Below are 17,048 nucleotides of genomic sequence, written 5' to 3' on the forward strand. Positions count from 1 at the left end.
TAAAACCCGATTAAAACTTTTTATGTTCTAATCGGGTTTATTTTTATCCTTTTTGTCGGTCTAGTTTACCTTGAATTTCTTTACCTCCGATGAGAGGCTTTCAATGCTCTGTTTGTTTTTTTGAGTAATTTCATTTACCTCTTGTACGGCCTTATTTATTTCGGTTGTTCCCTCCGACATTTCATTCATGCTATTAGCTATTTGGTCAGACATTGCAGAAAGGGTGTTCATTTCATTGGAAACCAATGTGCTGCCCTTGAGCATCTCATGCGATACATTTCTTATTTTATGAGTTATATCATCAATCGTGCTCATTGTGTTTAAGATATTTTTGTTTCCTTCATTTTGTGCATCGATTGCATTCATGATAACATGTTCTTGCTGCTTTGTTTTTTCTACAAGAGCAAAGATATTATCAAAGTGTTTTTCTATACTGTTGGCAGAATTATTTACCTTATCTATCTTTTCTTTTAAATCCTTGAGCATGATGTTTATTTTTTTTCCTTGACTGCCGGATTGTTCGGCAAGTTTTCTGATTTCGCCTGCAACGACTGCAAAGCCTTTTCCTGCTTCTCCTGCATGAGCGGCTTCAATTCCTGCATTCATTGATAGCAAATTTGTTTGTGCCGAAATATTTTGAATGATTGCACTTGTTTCCAAAAGAATATCGGAACTGGAATCTACAGCCTTACTTAATTCAACCGTTTCTGCAATCAATGTTTTTCCGTTTACTGTTGCACTTTTAAGTTCTTCAAGAGTTTTAATATTTTCTTCAATAATGCCGAAAACTTCTTTTATGTTTTCAACCATTTGTTTGATTGATGCACTTGAAACATCTACCGTGGAAGTTTGAGTATCTATTGAACTATCAAGATTTTCAAGAGTTCTCATCATCGCTTGGAGTGAAGAACCTATTTCTATAACACTTCCTGCATGGGTCATCATCTGTTTTTTTATGCTTGAGATGTTTTCATTTATTTGGTATATTGCACTCGCTGTCTCGTTCATATTGACGGCTAAATCGTTTCCGACTTCCTGCATGTTTTCGGTATCTTGAGTAACCGTTTTTACGGAATTTGCAATTTTTTCTATCGTTAAATTAAAGTAATGAGATAAGGAGGTAATTTCATCATTCCCTCTTATCGGAAGGCTTGCAGTTAAATCTCCGTCTCCTTCAGAAATATTTTTAAGTATAAGTGCCGTGTTTTTTATGGGATGATTTATAAATTTATTTATAAATATAACAAGCATTATAATAAATATTATCAGGATTGTTATTGAGATAAGCAAGGTTCTGATAAAAAATATCTTTGTTTCGGTTATAAGTTGTTCAATACTATAACTGAATTTGACATAACCTATTAGATTATCCGAAAAGTCTCTAAGTGTGTAATAAGCTATTGCCTTATTGTTTAATTTTTTTATAAGAAATTCATTATTTAGTTTGTTTAAGATTTCTTCCGGATTTTCATCTATGTCCTTTTCAAAATTTGAGCCCATTAGTTTATAATCGCCGTTTAATGTTTTGGCATAAACGCTTATATCAAGTCCGTAATCTGCAACCTTAGGTGAGCAAGTTTCCGTGAATTTATTGATAAATTCATTATTTACGGCTCCTCCATATTCTACCGTGCCTAAATGTTTTCCGGCTTCATTTTTTAGAGGAAAAATTACGCGGAAACCCAAGTCGCTTACACCCGTTTCTAAACCGGATATTATTTTTTTCTCTGCATTTGCCTTTACAACCGTTTTTCTAAAAGAAGAAAGATCATCTCCGAATTTTTCAGGCTTTTGTACTCTTAGGAATGAAACGCTTTCAGGTGTATGGAAGTGAACTTGCTTTGCGTTATATTTTTCTTTTAGATTTTTATAGATTGGCTCCATGACTTTTAAAAGAGTTTGGCGGTCTCTTTCTTCAAAGGCTTTAATTACAGCTTCATTCGTAGATAAACTGTCGAGAACTGCATTTCCCGTTAAGGAATAACTGTTTATTGCATCCATAAATGCCAAGTATTTAATATTTGCGATTGATTCTATTTGTGTTTTTGAAAATCTTTTTAGACTAAGCCAATCCTTGTAGGTTAAAGCTGTGTACTGTAATAGAAGTAGGGCAAAAACGCTTATCAATAACTTCATTTTGATTGAAAATTTACGTTTTTCCGAATAAGGTCTATTTGTATTTATTATAGCCCTTGAATCATTCTTTATCATTTTATTCTCCCTCAAATAAAAACCCGGTTTGAGGTTTTTATTTATAATAAAATTCAGTGTAAAGCTCAAAGGTTTGCAATTATATGCTATAAAATGTATGATTTATACTAAAGTTACTGTTTTTGTGAAGAAAATTATAAAAAAATATGTATTTATTTATTATTTTGATAAAAATTAGTTTTGATATATTTTAATTTAGGGTTAAACCTTTTTAGTCTATATATAAACTTTTTGGGATTTTTATTTGCTGCGTTTAAAAATAATTCTGCCCGTTTTTCGATTAAAATCTGTTCCGGAGTTTTATCCTTACACAAATTTTCATCCACACTAGACCCTTGGTTAGATTGAATTTTATTATACATGCTTGACCTACAACTTTTTGTATTATGTACACTAATAAGCTTGGAGATTTTGCATAATTATTCGGATAGAAAGGCTTTTGCGGTACACATTTAAATACACTTACTTTTAATATTTTAAAGTATCGGCATAAATAAAGATTTTTTTAGTGTTTTTTTAAATTATTTGAATTTTCGGATAAAATTTCCTCCCCTTGCCTTTTTACCGATAATTTATTATCCTTTAATATATTTATTTAATATTACATTTTTAAATACCCCTTTGCGCTCTTTGCGTCTTTGCGGTTTATTTTGGAGGTTTGGTCAACCCAAGCTCCTGAGATTGGCGTCGCTTGGGTTGACTTTAAAGTTTTGCACGAGGCAAAACTTTTGATATAATATGCACTTTCTCATTTCATTGCGAAAGTGCGTAAAAAAACAATGCTCGGGATTTGAAAATCCCTGCGCTTATTTTTTTGGAGGTTGATATGGCACAGTACAAGTTTGAAACTGAAGTGAACCAGCTTTTGTCACTCATTATTCATTCGCTTTATTCAAACAAGGAAATCTTTTTGAGGGAGCTTGTCTCCAATGCTTCGGATGCATTAGACAAGTTAAAGTATTTGACCCTTTCCGATGAGGCTTATAAGCAGATTAAATTCGAGCCCAGAATCGACATCTGTTTTGACGATACGGCCAATACGCTTACCGTGCGGGATACAGGATTAGGTATGAACGAGGAAGATCTAAAAAATAATTTGGGAACGATAGCAAGATCCGGAACAAAGGCTTTTTTAGATCAGCTTGCCGCAGCCGATAAAAAAGATTCAAACCTTATCGGCCAGTTCGGTGTAGGCTTTTATTCGGCCTTTATGGCGGCCTCTACCATCGACGTTATTTCCAAAAAAGCCGGAGAAAACGATGTTTGGAAATGGACTTCGGACGGAAAGGGTGCCTATGACTTGGAAAAGGTTGACGATACGGCCTTCCCCATAATAGATGATGTACCCGAAGGAGCAAACGGAACCTGTGTTATTCTTCACTTAAATAATGAGGACTCGGAGTATGCTACCCGCTGGCGTATCGAAGAAATAATTAAAACCTATTCCGATCACATTGCATTCCCAATCTATCTTCATTTTACCGAAAAGCAATATGACGATAAAGGAAAGGTAAAATCGGAAGCCTTTAAAACCGAACAGATAAACGATGCCGGAGCTCTTTGGCAAAAACCTAAATCGGAATTAAAAGAAGAAGATTATTTTAACTTTTATAAATCCCTTTCGCACGATTCTCAAGAGCCTCTACTCTATGTGCACACAAAGGCGGAAGGAACTCAAGAATACACAACCCTCTTTTATGTGCCGTCGAAAGCTCCCTTCGATATGTTCCATGCGGATTATAAGCCCGGCGTTAAGCTCTTTGTAAAGAGGGTCTTTATTACCGATGATGAAAAAGAACTTTTGCCTACATACCTCCGCTTTGTACGCGGCGTTATAGACAGCGAAGATTTGCCCCTAAACGTAAGCCGCGAAATTTTACAGCAAAATAGAATTCTTTCAAGCATTAAAAATGCTTCGGTTAAAAAACTTTTAGGAGAGTTTAAAAAGCTCGCCGAAAATGACAAAGAAAAATACAATAAATTCATCGCCGAATTTAACCGCCCTTTAAAAGAGGGTTTGTACGGCGACTATGAACACAGGGAAGAGCTTGCCGATTTGGTACGCTTTAAGACAACTTCGCCCGAAGTAAAAGAAGATGAGTGGACCAGCTTTGCCGATTATGTTTCAAGAATGAAAAGCGATCAAAAGGCTATCTATTACATTACGGGTGAAGATGAAAAGACATTGCGTCAATCTCCTCATCTTGAAGTTTACAAACAAAAGGGCTTTGAAGTTTTAATTATGCCCGATGAGGTTGACGATATAATTATTCCTTCATTGGGAAAATACAAGGAATGGGAATTAAAGGCGGCAAACAGAGCCGGCTCCGACAAGGAACTTAATACCGAAGAAGAAACTAAGGAAGCCGAAAAAAAAGAAAAGGACTTTAAGCCCGTACTCGAAAAGATTAAAGAGGTGCTTGGCGATAAGGTAAAAGAAGTACGCTTTTCAAAACGCCTTTCTGATTCTCCTTCATGTATAGTCGTGGACGAAACCGATCCCAGCTTGCAGATGGAAAGAATGATGAGGGCTATGGGGCAGTTTAATACAAGTGCCGTAAAACCGATTTTGGAAGTAAATGCCGATCATCCCTTGGTTCAAAAATTAAAGGATTCGGAAGATAAAGAATTTGTAGAAGATATGTCCAACCTCCTTTTGGAACAAGCCCTCTTGGTCGAAAGCGGAGAGCTAAAGGCCCCGGTCGACTTTGTAAAAAGGCTTAACAGGCTGATGACAAACTTAAAATAGATTTTTATATACGGTAAACAGCTCGGCAGAAATTCTGCAGGGCTGTTTATCTTCGTATTATTGGGGGAGGAGATATGTATTTAGATAAAGCGGCGGCGATGGAGCTTGTAGACGGGGACATGGAAATCTACATGAGTTTACTTGAAACCTTTATCGAAGCCTATGAAAAAGATGAAGCAGAGATAGATCGTTTGAAAGTTCTATTAAATGCAAGTGCCGAAGCTGTTTTAAGTGATGATGTTTTGCGTGAAAATGTACGGAAAACGGCTCACAAGATAAAGGGAAGTTCCTATACGGTCGGTGCAAACATCTTGGGCGACTCTGCAAAAAATATAGAAAAGTTTTTGGTTGAACCTTCAAATATTAAAAGCCCTGCGAACATTAAATTGCTTGACGGTTTTCTTGCAAAGTTTAAAGAAAATTATGCTAATACTTTAAAAGAAATGAAAGCGGTTATTGCGTAAAGCTTTGAGGGATTGCTGTTAATCAATTTACCGTATTGTTTGACAAAGCTATTTTCCGCATAATTGACACTCTCCGCTTTTTTTGCTATAATGAGCCTTTGTTTGCCCCGATGGTGGAATTGGTAGACACGCTAGTTTCAGGTACTAGTGCTTAACGGCATGGGGGTTCAAGTCCCCCTCAGGGCAAAACTTCAAAACCTACAATGAACCGTCATAAGGATTTTTTATGGATGCCGGAGCTTTAACAGACAAAATAATTATTATTCGTTTACTTTTAAGTTTTTTAGCCGGTTGTTGTATAGGGATGGAGCGTTCCGGTAAAAGACAGGTGGCGGGCTTACGTACTCATATCTTAATTTGCGTGGGCGCATGCGGGATGATGATAATATCCATCTGGCTTCCCAAAATGAGCGGTAATGGAGATACGGCCAGAATAGCTGCTCAGGTTGTTTCAGGTATGGGTTTTTTAGGTGCCGGAGCTATTTTAAAGATAGGAGCCAATGTAAAAGGACTCACAACAGCGGCTTCAATATGGGTAATTGCAGGAATAGGCTTGGCTATAGGAAGCGGGCTATATACTGCCGGAATAGTGATGACGGTTATTTCCCTGCTGACCCTTTCCCTTGTAAACAGACTTGAACTTAAAATTTTTCCTGTAAGGCAAAACAAATTTTTAGAAATATATTTTCACGGAAATAAACCTCCAATGACGGAGATAATAAATGTTTTATCGGATTACTCTGCATCCATTGTATCCACAAATGTCCGCTCGTCAAAATCGCCCAAGGAACATTCTAAGGTTGTCCTTTTTATAAATGTTCCTAAGAAGCTGGATATTTCCAAGATGACCGAAGACTTTCAAAAAATCGAAGAAGTAGATACAATAGTACTGCGAGAAAAAATAACTTAAAAAATTCTTAAGGTAAAACAAGAGGTATTGTTAATTGAAAGATACAAACAACAGCATAAGTATAAATGCCGAATTATCTAAAATGATATTATCCGCCTCAGGATGGAGGAAGGTTTTTGCCGACTCAGGAAAAGAAGAAGACGAAAGCCCCGATATAAAATATGAAGATTCCATACTGGTATGCCATGCAGCCTTGGCCTTCGCTGAATTTTTAAAGACAAATTTTCCTAAAATAAGGACGATAGTAATCGGCAGGGACAGCCGCCCTACAGGTTCTGCTATCAAAGAAGTTTTTATAAAAACTCTTATTTCAACTTCTTATGATTTAAAGGTTGTAGGCTGTACAGCTGCTCCCGAAATCATGGCTTATTCAAGATCGATAGGTGCAGCCTTCGCTTATATTTCTGCCAGTCATAACCCGATAGGACATAACGGCCTTAAATTCGGCTTGGACTCAGGGGGCGTTCTTGACGGAGATCAAGCGAAAATTTTAATCAACATGTTTAAAGAAAGACTTAAAGCCGATGATGCCGAAGATACTGCTTTAAAATTTCTGCATGATTATAATTTAAAAAGATTGCAAGATATAAAAATGCAGACAGTCTATGTAAAAAAAGAAGCATTGGATGCTTATTATAATTATTCTAAGGCTGTAATTACAAATTCGGCTGACCCCAAAATACAAAACAAATTTTTTGATAAACTAAAAAAAGCGGTTACTGCTGCAAAAAAAGAAGGTCATCCTATTTCTATAGTTGCCGATTTTAATGGAAGTGCAAGAGCTGCATCCATTGACAGGCAGTTTTTTACGGACAATGAAATAGCATTAATCGGTATAAACGAAGTACCCGGAAATATCGTACACGGGATATTGCCTGAAGGAGCTAATCTGGATTTTTGTGCAAAAAAAATGGAACATCTTCACTTGGATCAGGATGCAAGCCCGTTGGATAAAAATTGCTTTTTAGGTTATATGCCTGATTGTGATGGAGACCGCGGAAATATTATCTATTGGAATGAGGAGCTTAATAAGGCTGTTCCTCTTGAAGCCCAAGAAGTATTTGCTCTTTCGGTGATTGCAGAAACGGCTTATTCTTTCTATTGTAAAAGAGGTAATAAAAAGCCTGCAATTGTTGTAAACGGTCCTACATCCTTGAGGATTGAAGAAGCTGCAGCCTGTTTTGGTGCTGAAGTTTTTAGGGCTGAAGTAGGTGAGGCCAATGTGGTTAATCTAGCCGCCGAATTGCGTGAAAAAAATTATAATGTTAGAATTTTAGGAGAAGGTTCAAATGGAGGAAACATTACCCACCCTGCCAATGTAAGGGATCCGATAAATACCATTTTTGCAATTTTAAAACTCCTTTTAATAAAAACGGAATTTATGAAAAAAGGGCTTTTCCATATTTGGTGCGAAAAGTCAAAGCAAATGGATAAATATAAACCCGATTTTACCTTGACCGATATTTTAAAAACTCTGCCTCAATATACAACAACTCCCACCGGAGAAAAAAGAGCTATTTTAAAAATTCGTACTGAGGATCATGCTCTTCTAAAGGGCAGGTATCAAAAGATATTTGAAGAAGAATGGGCTAAAAAGAAAGATGAACTTCAAAACAGGTTCGGTATTGTAAGGTACCGCAGTTTTTCAAATAACGGAACAAAGCAGACAGAAGACCTTAAAGACTTTTCGGTTTCGGGTAAGGGCGGTCTTAAAATTCAGTTTTATAATTCAAAAGATGAACCTGTAGCATTTATCTGGATGAGGGGTTCCGGAACGGAGCCTATATTCAGAATAATGGCCGATATAAGAGGTTTGTCCGTTGAAGATGAAAAATACTTGGTTGAATGGCAGGGTGAAATGGTAAGACATGCCGATTTAGGCGCATAGTTTAAAAAGAATTATTATTGGAGAGAATTATGGGAATTAGAGGTGAACTTTTTACAACTCAGGTTTCGGCAGAAAACCGGACTTATTTTTTTAATGTTAAAGAAAATACAAAAGGCGATGTTTTTTTACAGGTTGTCGAAAGCAAGGTTTCTGAGGGGCTTGGCTTTGACCGCCATGCCGTTGTCGTTTTTGAAGATGAAATGAGGCCTTTTTTGCAGGGCTTGGATAAATGTATAGAATTTATCGAAAAAAACAGAAAGGAAAAAGCAAAGGCTAAGGCGAAGAAGGTTATCGATGCAAAAAAGGCTGCCGAAAAAAGCGATAAGCCTGCAAAGCCACGTGCTTCCAAGGGACAAAGTACCGAAAAGAAGGACGGGGAAAAATCAAGGGTAAAAAAAGTAATAAAAAAGAAAACCCGCTGAGGCTGTTAAGATAACAGAAAGTTGGTCTGTAATTTTGTATTTGAGTTGCTTGTACCTTGTTATATCGCCTGTTTTATGATAAAATAAACGTTATATGAAAAATTGGCTGCTTGTACCTTTAGTGTTTATCTCAAATTTTGTTTTAGCTGTTTTAGCATTTTCTATATCGGTTGGAATTTGGCAGTCGCTGATGTATGGAGATGTATCGGGCATATTTTTCTCTGCCTTTTTACATTGCCTTTATCTGATACTTCCCATAGCCTGTATTATTTCGATATTCGCAGTCTATGTTTTTATGATGAGACATTCCGAACACTACGGCCTTTCTTTTTTAACCTTGATTATAACATTTGCTTTATTTTTTGCTTTAATTATTCCTCTTGTATATTCTCAGGGAGAAAAAATAAATCAGGCCTTTAACTCAAAAGAGAAGGTGTTAATTGATGATAAGCATCTGGAAACTTTTATAGAACAGCCTGCCTTTGTTCAGGCTGCCGGCAGCATAGTCCGCCCATTTGTGCATGATATATATGGGCAGTATAAAGCTTCTTACACATCCTATCTTATTTTTTCGGGATCGATTTTTTTGCTTATATTTTCTCTTTGGATATTTACAACAATAACTGAATGGAAAATAGTCAATTTTACTTTTTTACCGCTTTTATTAATCTTAATACTTTATGCTTATAGTTATATACGGACTGATGACTTTATGCTGAGCATAGAGGATATACTTCCTTTTGAAATCCTGAGGTTTTGGATAAGGCCTATTTTGTTTTGTCTTTCAGCCTTAGTGTTTTTTATTTATACATCGATATTGCTGCTTGTAAGGCGTGCAAAAAAATTGCCGAAAAAACAAAGGATTAAAAAACAAAAAATAAAGGCCCCTAAAGTGAAGAAACCTAAAGCTCCTAAAATTAAAATGCCGAAACCGGTTAAGCCTAAAAAAGGCGATAAAACAAACGGAGAATTTGATACTTTCATTCCCGATAGCTTAGGGGACTTTAGCGAGGGGGATATTGATGCATAGAATTTCGAGATTTTTTCCTTACCTTTTTGTTCACTTTTTACTTGGTCTGGTTGCTTCCTTTGCTTATGTTTTTTTTATGCCCATAAAAGAAACCGTTCTGCCGGTATCTTTATTTTCATGGAAAATTCGTGAATCGATATTATTGTTTATTTTTTATTTTCCCGTTATCTATACGGCTGCATTAATCTTTGCTTATCCTATTATCTTCGGGAAATTCGGACCTGCAAAAATGCAGAGGCGGTCATCCGCTATGATTCGCTTTATTCAGCATTTTTTTATTTTTTCTCTTGCCGTTTTATCTTTCTATGTAGTTTTGGCCGAGGTTGTTAAGCCTATTTTAATGGAATACCAATCGCGATCCGTTTATCAAGCTCTTACACATAAAGAATATACTAAACTTGCAAAAGAAGCCTATGATAGAAATGACTATAGTCAAGCCGGAGATCATATCGGGCGGGCTTTAAGCATATGGCCCCAGTCGGAAGAAGCTATGAAGCTGAATGAAAAGATTAAGATTGCTAAAGAAAAACTTTCCATCGCTAACACCGATTCCGGTTTAAGGAAAACCCTTTCGGTTGAAGATAATGTGAGCAATATGACTGCCGAAGCGGCCTTAAAAAGAGCGGAAAGAGCAGCTTTAGCATTCGATTTTTATACGGCTCATTATTATGCAAAACTTGCTATGCAAACTTTTCAGGATGGGAATCCTTTAAAAATTGATGCAGAAAATCTTGCGGTGCGGGCTTGGGCCGAAGTTGAAAAAGGCTTGACTTCATATAAAGATGCTCCCTCTATTGCCTTATATAAAAGTAAAAAGGCAGCCTATGAAGCTTTACAGCGAGGAGATTATATAAGGGCTTATTATTCCTTCTTACAAAGTGATTCGTCTATGCGGACTTCAAATCCCGATCAAAAAGACCCTGAGGTTGAACGGTTTTTAAAGCTGTCTCGGATTGAGCTTGAAAAAAATGTATTTTTTACCGATGAGCTTGAAAATATTCCTAACTTTATAATGAGGGGAGACATAAGTTTTACCGTCGGAGAGCATAGCCATGAATCTGCCGTAATAAAAATACATGGAATATCTCATGGAAGTTCCTCTTTACGTAATGAAATATATCTTATGAATGTTTTATATACACGTTTAGGAATATCCAATACCGAAAAATGGTCTATAATTATTCCTTATGCAAAACTTATAGAATTTGTAGACGGTGAAGGAAAAAACAGGTTAATGCTTCAGATTTGTTCGGTTGATAGATATTCTGAAGAAAATACCGTTTACCCCAAGGTTTTGACCGGAGAACTTCCAAGGGAAAATGTTCATAATATTTTACTTCCCATGACCATGGCTGATTTTATTTTAATTGAAAAGTCTGTGAGCGGACCTTCGGCTATGACGATATCCGATTTGTACTATTTTAGTTTGATAGCCGAAAAGTACGGTTTAAAAAAAGAAGCCTATTTGAGCGAGGTGCTATACCGTTTGACTGAACCTCTTTTATTATTGATAGTTTCTTTACTTGTGCTTATATTGGCTTGGCGCTTTAGAGTTTCGCCGGGCAGGCGGTTAAATAAACGCTTATTTTTATTTTCACCCCTTTGTCCGTTTTTATCTTACATCTTGATGGAAACTCTTAGATATATCTTCAAACTGCAAATTGCGTTTTTTGTTTGTCTGACGCCTAGATATGTATCTCTTATAATTTTTAGTTTGCCTGTCATAGCTCTTATTTTTCTGATTATTATGCTTCTTTATCAGCGTTCGGAATAAAAGGCCTTACAATTCTTTGAAAACTATGATAGAATACCGAATATGATTTTAGGGAGGCTTTAAAATGTCTTTATTATTTTCCGGTTTTAAAATTAAAAATATAGAGCTTAACACAAAATTGGTAATGCCTCCTATGGCTTCCGAAAAGGCAGACGAAGGCGGAATTGTGAGCCAGGCTCTTTGCAATTATTATGATGAAAAAACGAAAGACTCTTATGTGGGGCTTGTAATAATAGAACACTCTTATGTAAGTCCCCAAGGAAAGGCTAGTGCCGGTCAGCTTTCTATTTCAGATGATTCTACAATAGAAGGTTTTAAAAAACTGGCCTCCGTTTTGCATAAAAACGGAGCGAAGGTAATAGCTCAGATTTCCCATGCAGGTGCTGCAGCTCATCATGAAATAACCGGATATGATGTGTTAAGTTCAAGTTCTGTTAGGATTCCGCGTAAGGCTTCTGATTATGAGCTGCCTCGTGCGATGACACAGGAAGATATAGATAAGGTTATAAACGATTTTGTTCAGGCTGCAAGGCGTGCAAAAGAAGCCGGCCTTGACGGTGTGGAAATACATTCGGCCCACGGCTATTTATTGAACCAGTTTTTTTCGCCTATTATGAATAAACGAACAGACAAATACAACGGCTCTTCTATCGAAGGCAGAACAAGACTTCATATAGAAATTATAGAGGCCATTCGGAAAATAACCGGGCCCGATTTTTTAATTGCAGTCCGTTTAGGGGCTTGCGATTATATTTCGGGAGGCAGTTCCCTTGAAGATTCCGTAGAGGCCTGCCTTCTTTTTAAAAAATCTGGTGTTGACTTACTTGATATTTCGGGAGGTTTTTGCGGATATACCAATCCCGAACTTGAAGAAGAAGGATGGTTCAGCCGCATAACTCAGGCCGTAAAAGAAAAAGTGGGGGTACCTGTAATTCTCACCGGAGGAATTGTAAGCCCCGAAGCTGCCGAAAAAATTCTGCAGGAAGGAAAAACCGATCTAATCGGTGTAGGACGGGCTCTTCTAAATGATTCCGGCTGGCCTAAAAAGGCAAAACAAAAATTGGAAGGCTAAAATTAAAAAGATTTGGAGATATAGAGATGAAAATTTTTTCCTTTTTAGAAGAAGTGTATGGATTTAAAAGCCATAAAAAAGGATATTCCGGACGATACCAAGGATTTTATTGCGTCTGTGATGTAGATTTATCTGCAAGAGAATGTAAACTTTCTTTTGGAGCTTATAAAGATGGTGATGAAGCTGCTTTGGCTCAGTTATTGGAACCTCTTAACGCTTTAAAGAATGTAAAATTCAATGTTGAAAAGGCTAGGATTATTATCAATTATAAGATGCTCAGTGCCCTGACGGCATCAAAAGAGAACGAAAAGAATAAAGAGTTCTTCGAACGGATTACAGGTATTCTTATTCCTATCTTAAAAGAAAATAATTATCAAAGCGGAGGTTTTGTCAGCGGTAAAGATGACGGTTCCGTAAAACTTGCAAAGTTTGGAAGCGAATATTTATTTTTAACCGAAAACGAATTCCAAGACCTCGGGATGGATTTAAAATTTAAAAAAGAAGCAGACAAGGAAAAAAGCGAAAATTTCTTATTAGGAATTTTAGGTATTATTGGAGTTGCCATTGTAGGCATAGGTTTATATGCTTTGGTAGGGCGAGCCGGTTATTATGTTTGGCTGGTTCCGGCTTTATTATCCATTGGTGCTTCAAATTTATACAAAAAGTTAGCCGGAAAATTAACAATAAAGGCCCTTGTCTTTATGTTTATAATTTTAGCGGCAGGTTTGATTGCCGGAACATATTTGGAATATGCTTGGCGTCTTTATGATATGGTGCGGGTCAAATTTGATGTAGCTTTTTCTGAAGCTTTTAAAGAACTCGGCTCTTTAATTTTTGAAGAACCCGATTTAAAAGCAAGTTTATTAAAAGATTTGGGAATTAACGGCGGTATTTTAATATTTTGTACCATTATGATGTTTGTTTCGTCTTATAAGGCTGAGATTAGATTTAAAAAGCTGGAATGGGTATAATAAAAAAATTAAAACTTTTTTTTAAAAAAAGGAGAAAGAATCTTTTTTATTTATACAATATTAGTAGAACAAGAAAACTTTTTTCGGAAGCTGAGGCTTCCTACAAAAATTTTTTATAGGAGAATATTGTGGCAAAAGCAAAAAATGAAACACCGGCAGTTGCAAACCCGGATGATAAGTTAAAGGCTCTGGAGGCTGCCCGTCTTCAAATCGAAAAACAATTCGGGCAAGGCTCCTTGATGAAGTTAGGGAATAATTCCGCTATCGGAAACATAGAAATTATTCCTTCGGGAAGCATTCTTTTGGATGAAGCTCTGGGAATCGGCGGTTATCCCCGCGGCAGAATTATCGAAATATTCGGCCCAGAATCTTCGGGTAAGACTACGATAGCTCTTCATGCCGTCGCAGAGGCACAAAAGCAGGGAGGCATAGCCGCCTTTATCGATGCCGAACATGCCTTGGATCCCCAATATGCAAAAGCCTTGGGAGTAAACATTGATGAACTTTGGGTTTCCCAACCAGATACCGGAGAACAGGCTCTTGAAATAGCAGAAAGCCTTGTACGCTCCGGAGCAGTTGACATAATAGTAATTGACTCGGTTGCAGCCCTAACGCCTCAGGCAGAAATTGCCGGAGAAATGGGAGATTCTCACATGGGCTTACAGGCCCGCTTGATGAGCCAAGCCTTGAGAAAACTTACTGCCATTATAGGTAAGTCCAACTGTATGATAATCTTTATCAACCAAATCCGAATGAAGATAGGTGTTATGTTCGGAAGCCCCGAAACAACCACGGGAGGAAATGCCCTTAAATTTTATGCCTCCGTCCGATTGGATGTACGGAAAATTGAAACTCTCGGCAAGGACGAGGATGAAGCATGGGGAAATAAGATTCGTGTAAAGGTTGTAAAAAACAAGGTCGCTCCTCCTTTTAGAAAGGTTGAAATGGAAATCCTTTTCGGGAAAGGTGTTTGTCCATACGGAAGCCTTTTGGATTCTGCCGTCAAACAAGAGATAATAGGCAAGAGCGGCTCATGGTATTCTTACGGGGACGACAAAATCGGGCAAGGCAGACCCAATGCCGTAAAATTCTTGGAAGAAAACATCGACATAGCTCAAAAGATTGAAAAAGAATTGAGAGAAAAACTTTTCCCGGGCAGACCTTATGTTTCAAGTTTTGTCGAAAAAACAAAAGAACAAAAAGAAGCCCAAGAAAAGGCTGTAGAAGCTCTTAAAAAAGAAGACGTCTCAAAGGACGCAGCTTCCAAAGCTAAAAAAGAAGAAGCGGATGATGCTGCCGAAGAAAAATCCTCTGCTTCAAAGACAAAAAAAACTGAAACTGTAGGCCTTTCGGCTGACGACAGTCTTTTTTAAGTTTTAAAAATTTGAGTTTTTTAAAAAAATGCCGAACAATAAAAGAGGAGCGGCATAATGAGTACACAAGCTTTAAGTCAGATTGATACGCAGGAAGTAAGTTATTCCAATACGGAATTTAAGGTGCATAATTTTGAAGGCCCATTGGATCTTCTTCTTTTTTTGATAAATAAAAACGAGGTAAATATCTACGATATTCCGATTGCAGAAATAACCGAGCAATATCTGGAATACCTTGATTATGCAATTGAACCCGATTTGGATAACCTTGTCGATTTTTATTCGATGGCCGCGAATTTAATTTATATAAAAAGCAGAATGCTTTTACCGGTTGAGGTTTCGGTTGATGATGAAGACATCGAAGACCCGCGTTCCGAGCTGGTCGATAAGCTCATCGAATATCAAAAGTACAAAAAACTTTCCGAGTTGATGGAAGAAAAAGAAAGCGAAGCGGAATGGTTTTTTGAAAGAAAAAAGATTCAGCATGCCCTGCCTTTTGGAGAAGAAGAACTTTGGGAGCGGGTCGATACTTGGGATCTTTTAAAAACCTTTTCTCAGCTAATGTCCAATTATAAGGCCGAACACATCTTAGACCTTTATGAAGAAGTTTCGGTAAACGAGAAGATTACCCTTATGAACGAATTTTTGGAAAAGAAGGGTGAGTGTATGTTTACCGACTTGATTGTGCGCAAAGGTAATTTAATGGATGTGGTCTGTGCCTTTATGGCAATTTTAGAAGCCGTTAAATTTAAGATGGCAAGTATCTGGCAAAACAGAATGTTCGGCGATATAAAAATACGTCCGTGGGAGCAAGATAATGGTTCAGAATTATAATTTGGAAAAAGAAATCTCCTTGGTTGAAGCTATCCTCTATTTGGAAGGCGACCCTTTAACCGATGAAGCTCTTTGTAAAATTTCAGGGCTTTCGCCCGAAATCGTGAGCGATGCCATCAAGGCCTTGCAGGAATCCTATGCTTCTCCCCAAAGCGGAATCGAACTTGCCAAAATGATGGGCGGCTGGGTGATAATGCCGAAAAAAGATTTGTGGGAACATTTAAAAGACCGCTACGGTAAAAAAAATGAAGGCCGCCTTTCCCGTGCCGCCATGGAAACACTTTCTATAATCGCTTATTCCCAGCCGGTAACAAGGGCCGAAATCGAAGCTATCCGCGGAGTTTCCGCCGACAATATGATCCGCCTCCTTATTGAAAAGGACCTTATAAAAGAAGTCGGCAAAAAGGATGTTCCCGGGAAGCCTGCAATGTTCGGCACCACAAAGGAATTTTTAAAAATCTTCAGGCTTAACAGCATTGCCGACCTGCCTAAACTCGATGAAACCGAAAGAGAACGGTTTGAGCTTGCTCGATAAGAGAACCTTCGATTAAGAGAATCTTTTAATTTTTATGATAGACGAAATAAGACTTCAAGTTTATTTAGCCCGCTGCGGAGTAGCTTCAAGAAGGGCTTCTGAAAATCTCATCTTAAACGGAAGGGTAAGCGTTGACGGCAAAATAATAACCGAACTCGGCACAAAAGTTTCGGGTAAAGAAAAAATTTGTCTTGACGGAAAACAAATTTTCCCCGAGACCGAAAAACGGTATATTCTATTGAATAAACCTGAAGGCTACGTTTGTTCATTGGCCGATGAAAAAGATAGGCTCATCGCCGCCTCTCTTTTAAAAGATGCCTATACCGAAAGGCTTTACAATATAGGCCGCTTGGATATGCTTTCCGGCGGAGCCATTCTTTTCACAAATGACGGAGATTTTTCTGCAAAGGTTGAGCATCCTTCTTCCGAAATTGAAAAAGAATATGAGGTAATAACCGTCTTTGAATACCCCGATGAGGTTCTTCAAAAATTTTTAAGAGGAGTGCGTATCGAAGGTGTTTTTTATAAGGCTCTTTCGGCAGAACGCATATCTAAAAACAAAATGCGCATAGTTTTAATTGAAGGCAAAAACCGCGAAATCCGCCGAGTCTTAAAATTCTTTAATATCAAAATAAAAAAACTGACGCGGGTCAGAATAGGCTGCGTACGCCTATCAGACCTCCCCTCCGGCAAACACCGCCCCTTAACTTATGAAGAGATTAAAGGGTTGTTGGGGTAAGGGTATTTTTAATATTTGTGTACAAGAAAATCTTAAGAGCCTTTAATTTTTTATTAAAATATTGTATAATTAAATA

At 37.4% G+C, this 17,048-nt stretch carries 15 protein-coding genes and 1 tRNA gene; 14 read left to right on the forward strand and 2 right to left on the reverse strand.

From position 1 onward, the window contains the following. Positions 1–60 precede the first annotated feature (60 nt). Together HO345_RS01370 and HO345_RS01375 are read right to left on the reverse strand one after the other, a co-directional pair. Positions 61–2,211 carry a methyl-accepting chemotaxis protein gene (locus HO345_RS01370; protein ID WP_253683491.1) on the reverse strand — a complete coding sequence of 717 codons (2,151 nt, stop codon included), beginning with the start codon at positions 2,209–2,211 and terminating at the stop codon, positions 61–63. Between the two features lie 152 nt (positions 2,212–2,363). Then, positions 2,364–2,573 carry a hypothetical protein gene (locus HO345_RS01375; protein WP_010694919.1) on the reverse strand — a complete coding sequence of 70 codons (210 nt, stop codon included), beginning with the start codon at positions 2,571–2,573 and terminating at the stop codon, positions 2,364–2,366. 464 nt (positions 2,574–3,037) lie between these two features. Here HO345_RS01375 and htpG point away from each other — a divergent pair, with 464 nt between their 5' ends. The 14 genes from htpG (at position 3,038) to HO345_RS01445 (ending at position 16,972) form a co-directional block, all read left to right on the forward strand. Continuing rightward, positions 3,038–4,960 carry a molecular chaperone HtpG gene (htpG, locus tag HO345_RS01380; protein ID WP_253683492.1) on the forward strand — a complete coding sequence of 641 codons (1,923 nt, stop codon included), beginning with the start codon at positions 3,038–3,040 and terminating at the stop codon, positions 4,958–4,960. Between the two features lie 74 nt (positions 4,961–5,034). Next, on the forward strand, positions 5,035–5,424 hold the full coding sequence (locus HO345_RS01385; protein WP_253683493.1) for an Hpt domain-containing protein: 390 nt from the start codon (positions 5,035–5,037) through the stop codon (positions 5,422–5,424). A 104-nt stretch (positions 5,425–5,528) separates the two neighbouring features. Continuing rightward, positions 5,529–5,610 (forward strand) — tRNA-Leu (locus HO345_RS01390). Between the two features lie 40 nt (positions 5,611–5,650). After that, positions 5,651–6,334, forward strand: a complete 684-nt coding sequence (locus tag HO345_RS01395) for an MgtC/SapB family protein (protein ID WP_253683494.1) — start codon at positions 5,651–5,653, stop codon at positions 6,332–6,334. Positions 6,335–6,368: 34 nt separating this feature from the next. Continuing rightward, positions 6,369–8,222: a phosphoglucomutase gene (locus HO345_RS01400; protein ID WP_253683495.1), complete on the forward strand. Its 1,854-nt coding sequence runs from the start codon at positions 6,369–6,371 to the stop codon at positions 8,220–8,222. A gap of 29 nt (positions 8,223–8,251) precedes the next feature. Beyond that, the gene (locus HO345_RS01405; RefSeq protein ID WP_010698847.1) at positions 8,252–8,644 is read left to right on the forward strand and encodes a PUR family DNA/RNA-binding protein; all 393 of its coding nucleotides are present in this window, start codon (positions 8,252–8,254) and stop codon (positions 8,642–8,644) included. Between the two features lie 94 nt (positions 8,645–8,738). After that, positions 8,739–9,674 carry a hypothetical protein gene (locus tag HO345_RS01410; protein ID WP_253683496.1) on the forward strand — a complete coding sequence of 312 codons (936 nt, stop codon included), beginning with the start codon at positions 8,739–8,741 and terminating at the stop codon, positions 9,672–9,674. Beyond that, a complete protein-coding gene (locus HO345_RS01415) occupies positions 9,667–11,448 on the forward strand; it encodes a hypothetical protein (RefSeq protein WP_253683497.1) in 1,782 nt (593 codons plus the stop codon). The genes HO345_RS01410 and HO345_RS01415 overlap by 8 nt, the downstream gene beginning before the upstream one ends. Before the next feature lie 64 nt (positions 11,449–11,512). After that, positions 11,513–12,520: an NADH:flavin oxidoreductase gene (locus HO345_RS01420; RefSeq protein WP_253683498.1), complete on the forward strand. Its 1,008-nt coding sequence runs from the start codon at positions 11,513–11,515 to the stop codon at positions 12,518–12,520. 26 nt (positions 12,521–12,546) lie between these two features. After that, the gene (locus HO345_RS01425) at positions 12,547–13,491 is read left to right on the forward strand and encodes a hypothetical protein (protein WP_253683499.1); all 945 of its coding nucleotides are present in this window, start codon (positions 12,547–12,549) and stop codon (positions 13,489–13,491) included. A gap of 128 nt (positions 13,492–13,619) precedes the next feature. Then, positions 13,620–14,864: a recombinase RecA gene (gene recA, locus HO345_RS01430; protein ID WP_253683500.1), complete on the forward strand. Its 1,245-nt coding sequence runs from the start codon at positions 13,620–13,622 to the stop codon at positions 14,862–14,864. 57 nt (positions 14,865–14,921) lie between these two features. Beyond that, positions 14,922–15,698: a segregation and condensation protein A gene (locus tag HO345_RS01435; protein WP_002692957.1), complete on the forward strand. Its 777-nt coding sequence runs from the start codon at positions 14,922–14,924 to the stop codon at positions 15,696–15,698. Further along, complete coding sequence (gene scpB / locus HO345_RS01440) at positions 15,682–16,233, forward strand: SMC-Scp complex subunit ScpB (protein ID WP_002672067.1); 552 nt, start codon at positions 15,682–15,684, stop codon at positions 16,231–16,233. The genes HO345_RS01435 and scpB overlap by 17 nt, the downstream gene beginning before the upstream one ends. A gap of 34 nt (positions 16,234–16,267) precedes the next feature. Then, a complete protein-coding gene (locus HO345_RS01445; protein ID WP_253683501.1) occupies positions 16,268–16,972 on the forward strand; it encodes a pseudouridine synthase in 705 nt (234 codons plus the stop codon). The last annotated feature ends 76 nt before the right edge of the window (positions 16,973–17,048 follow it).

Source organism: Treponema denticola, assembly GCF_024181645.1.
Classification (GTDB): Bacteria; Spirochaetota; Spirochaetia; order Treponematales; family Treponemataceae; genus Treponema_B; species Treponema_B denticola_A.

Excerpts from the sequence above, each read along its gene's own strand:
- HO345_RS01375 (WP_010694919.1), bottom strand. The coding sequence starts at position 2,573 with ATGTATAATAAAATTCAATCTAACCAAGGGTCTAGTGTGGATGAAAAT.
- HO345_RS01370 (WP_253683491.1), bottom strand. The coding sequence starts at position 2,211 with ATGATAAAGAATGATTCAAGGGCTATAATAAATACAAATAGACCTTAT.
- HO345_RS01410 (WP_253683496.1), top strand. The coding sequence starts at position 8,739 with ATGAAAAATTGGCTGCTTGTACCTTTAGTGTTTATCTCAAATTTTGTT.
- htpG (WP_253683492.1), top strand. The coding sequence starts at position 3,038 with ATGGCACAGTACAAGTTTGAAACTGAAGTGAACCAGCTTTTGTCACTC.
- HO345_RS01425 (WP_253683499.1), top strand. The coding sequence starts at position 12,547 with ATGAAAATTTTTTCCTTTTTAGAAGAAGTGTATGGATTTAAAAGCCAT.
- HO345_RS01420 (WP_253683498.1), top strand. The coding sequence starts at position 11,513 with ATGTCTTTATTATTTTCCGGTTTTAAAATTAAAAATATAGAGCTTAAC.
- HO345_RS01405 (WP_010698847.1), top strand. The coding sequence starts at position 8,252 with ATGGGAATTAGAGGTGAACTTTTTACAACTCAGGTTTCGGCAGAAAAC.
- HO345_RS01435 (WP_002692957.1), top strand. The coding sequence starts at position 14,922 with ATGAGTACACAAGCTTTAAGTCAGATTGATACGCAGGAAGTAAGTTAT.
- HO345_RS01445 (WP_253683501.1), top strand. The coding sequence starts at position 16,268 with ATGATAGACGAAATAAGACTTCAAGTTTATTTAGCCCGCTGCGGAGTA.
- HO345_RS01395 (WP_253683494.1), top strand. The coding sequence starts at position 5,651 with ATGGATGCCGGAGCTTTAACAGACAAAATAATTATTATTCGTTTACTT.
- HO345_RS01415 (WP_253683497.1), top strand. The coding sequence starts at position 9,667 with ATGCATAGAATTTCGAGATTTTTTCCTTACCTTTTTGTTCACTTTTTA.
- scpB (WP_002672067.1), top strand. The coding sequence starts at position 15,682 with ATGGTTCAGAATTATAATTTGGAAAAAGAAATCTCCTTGGTTGAAGCT.
- HO345_RS01385 (WP_253683493.1), top strand. The coding sequence starts at position 5,035 with ATGTATTTAGATAAAGCGGCGGCGATGGAGCTTGTAGACGGGGACATG.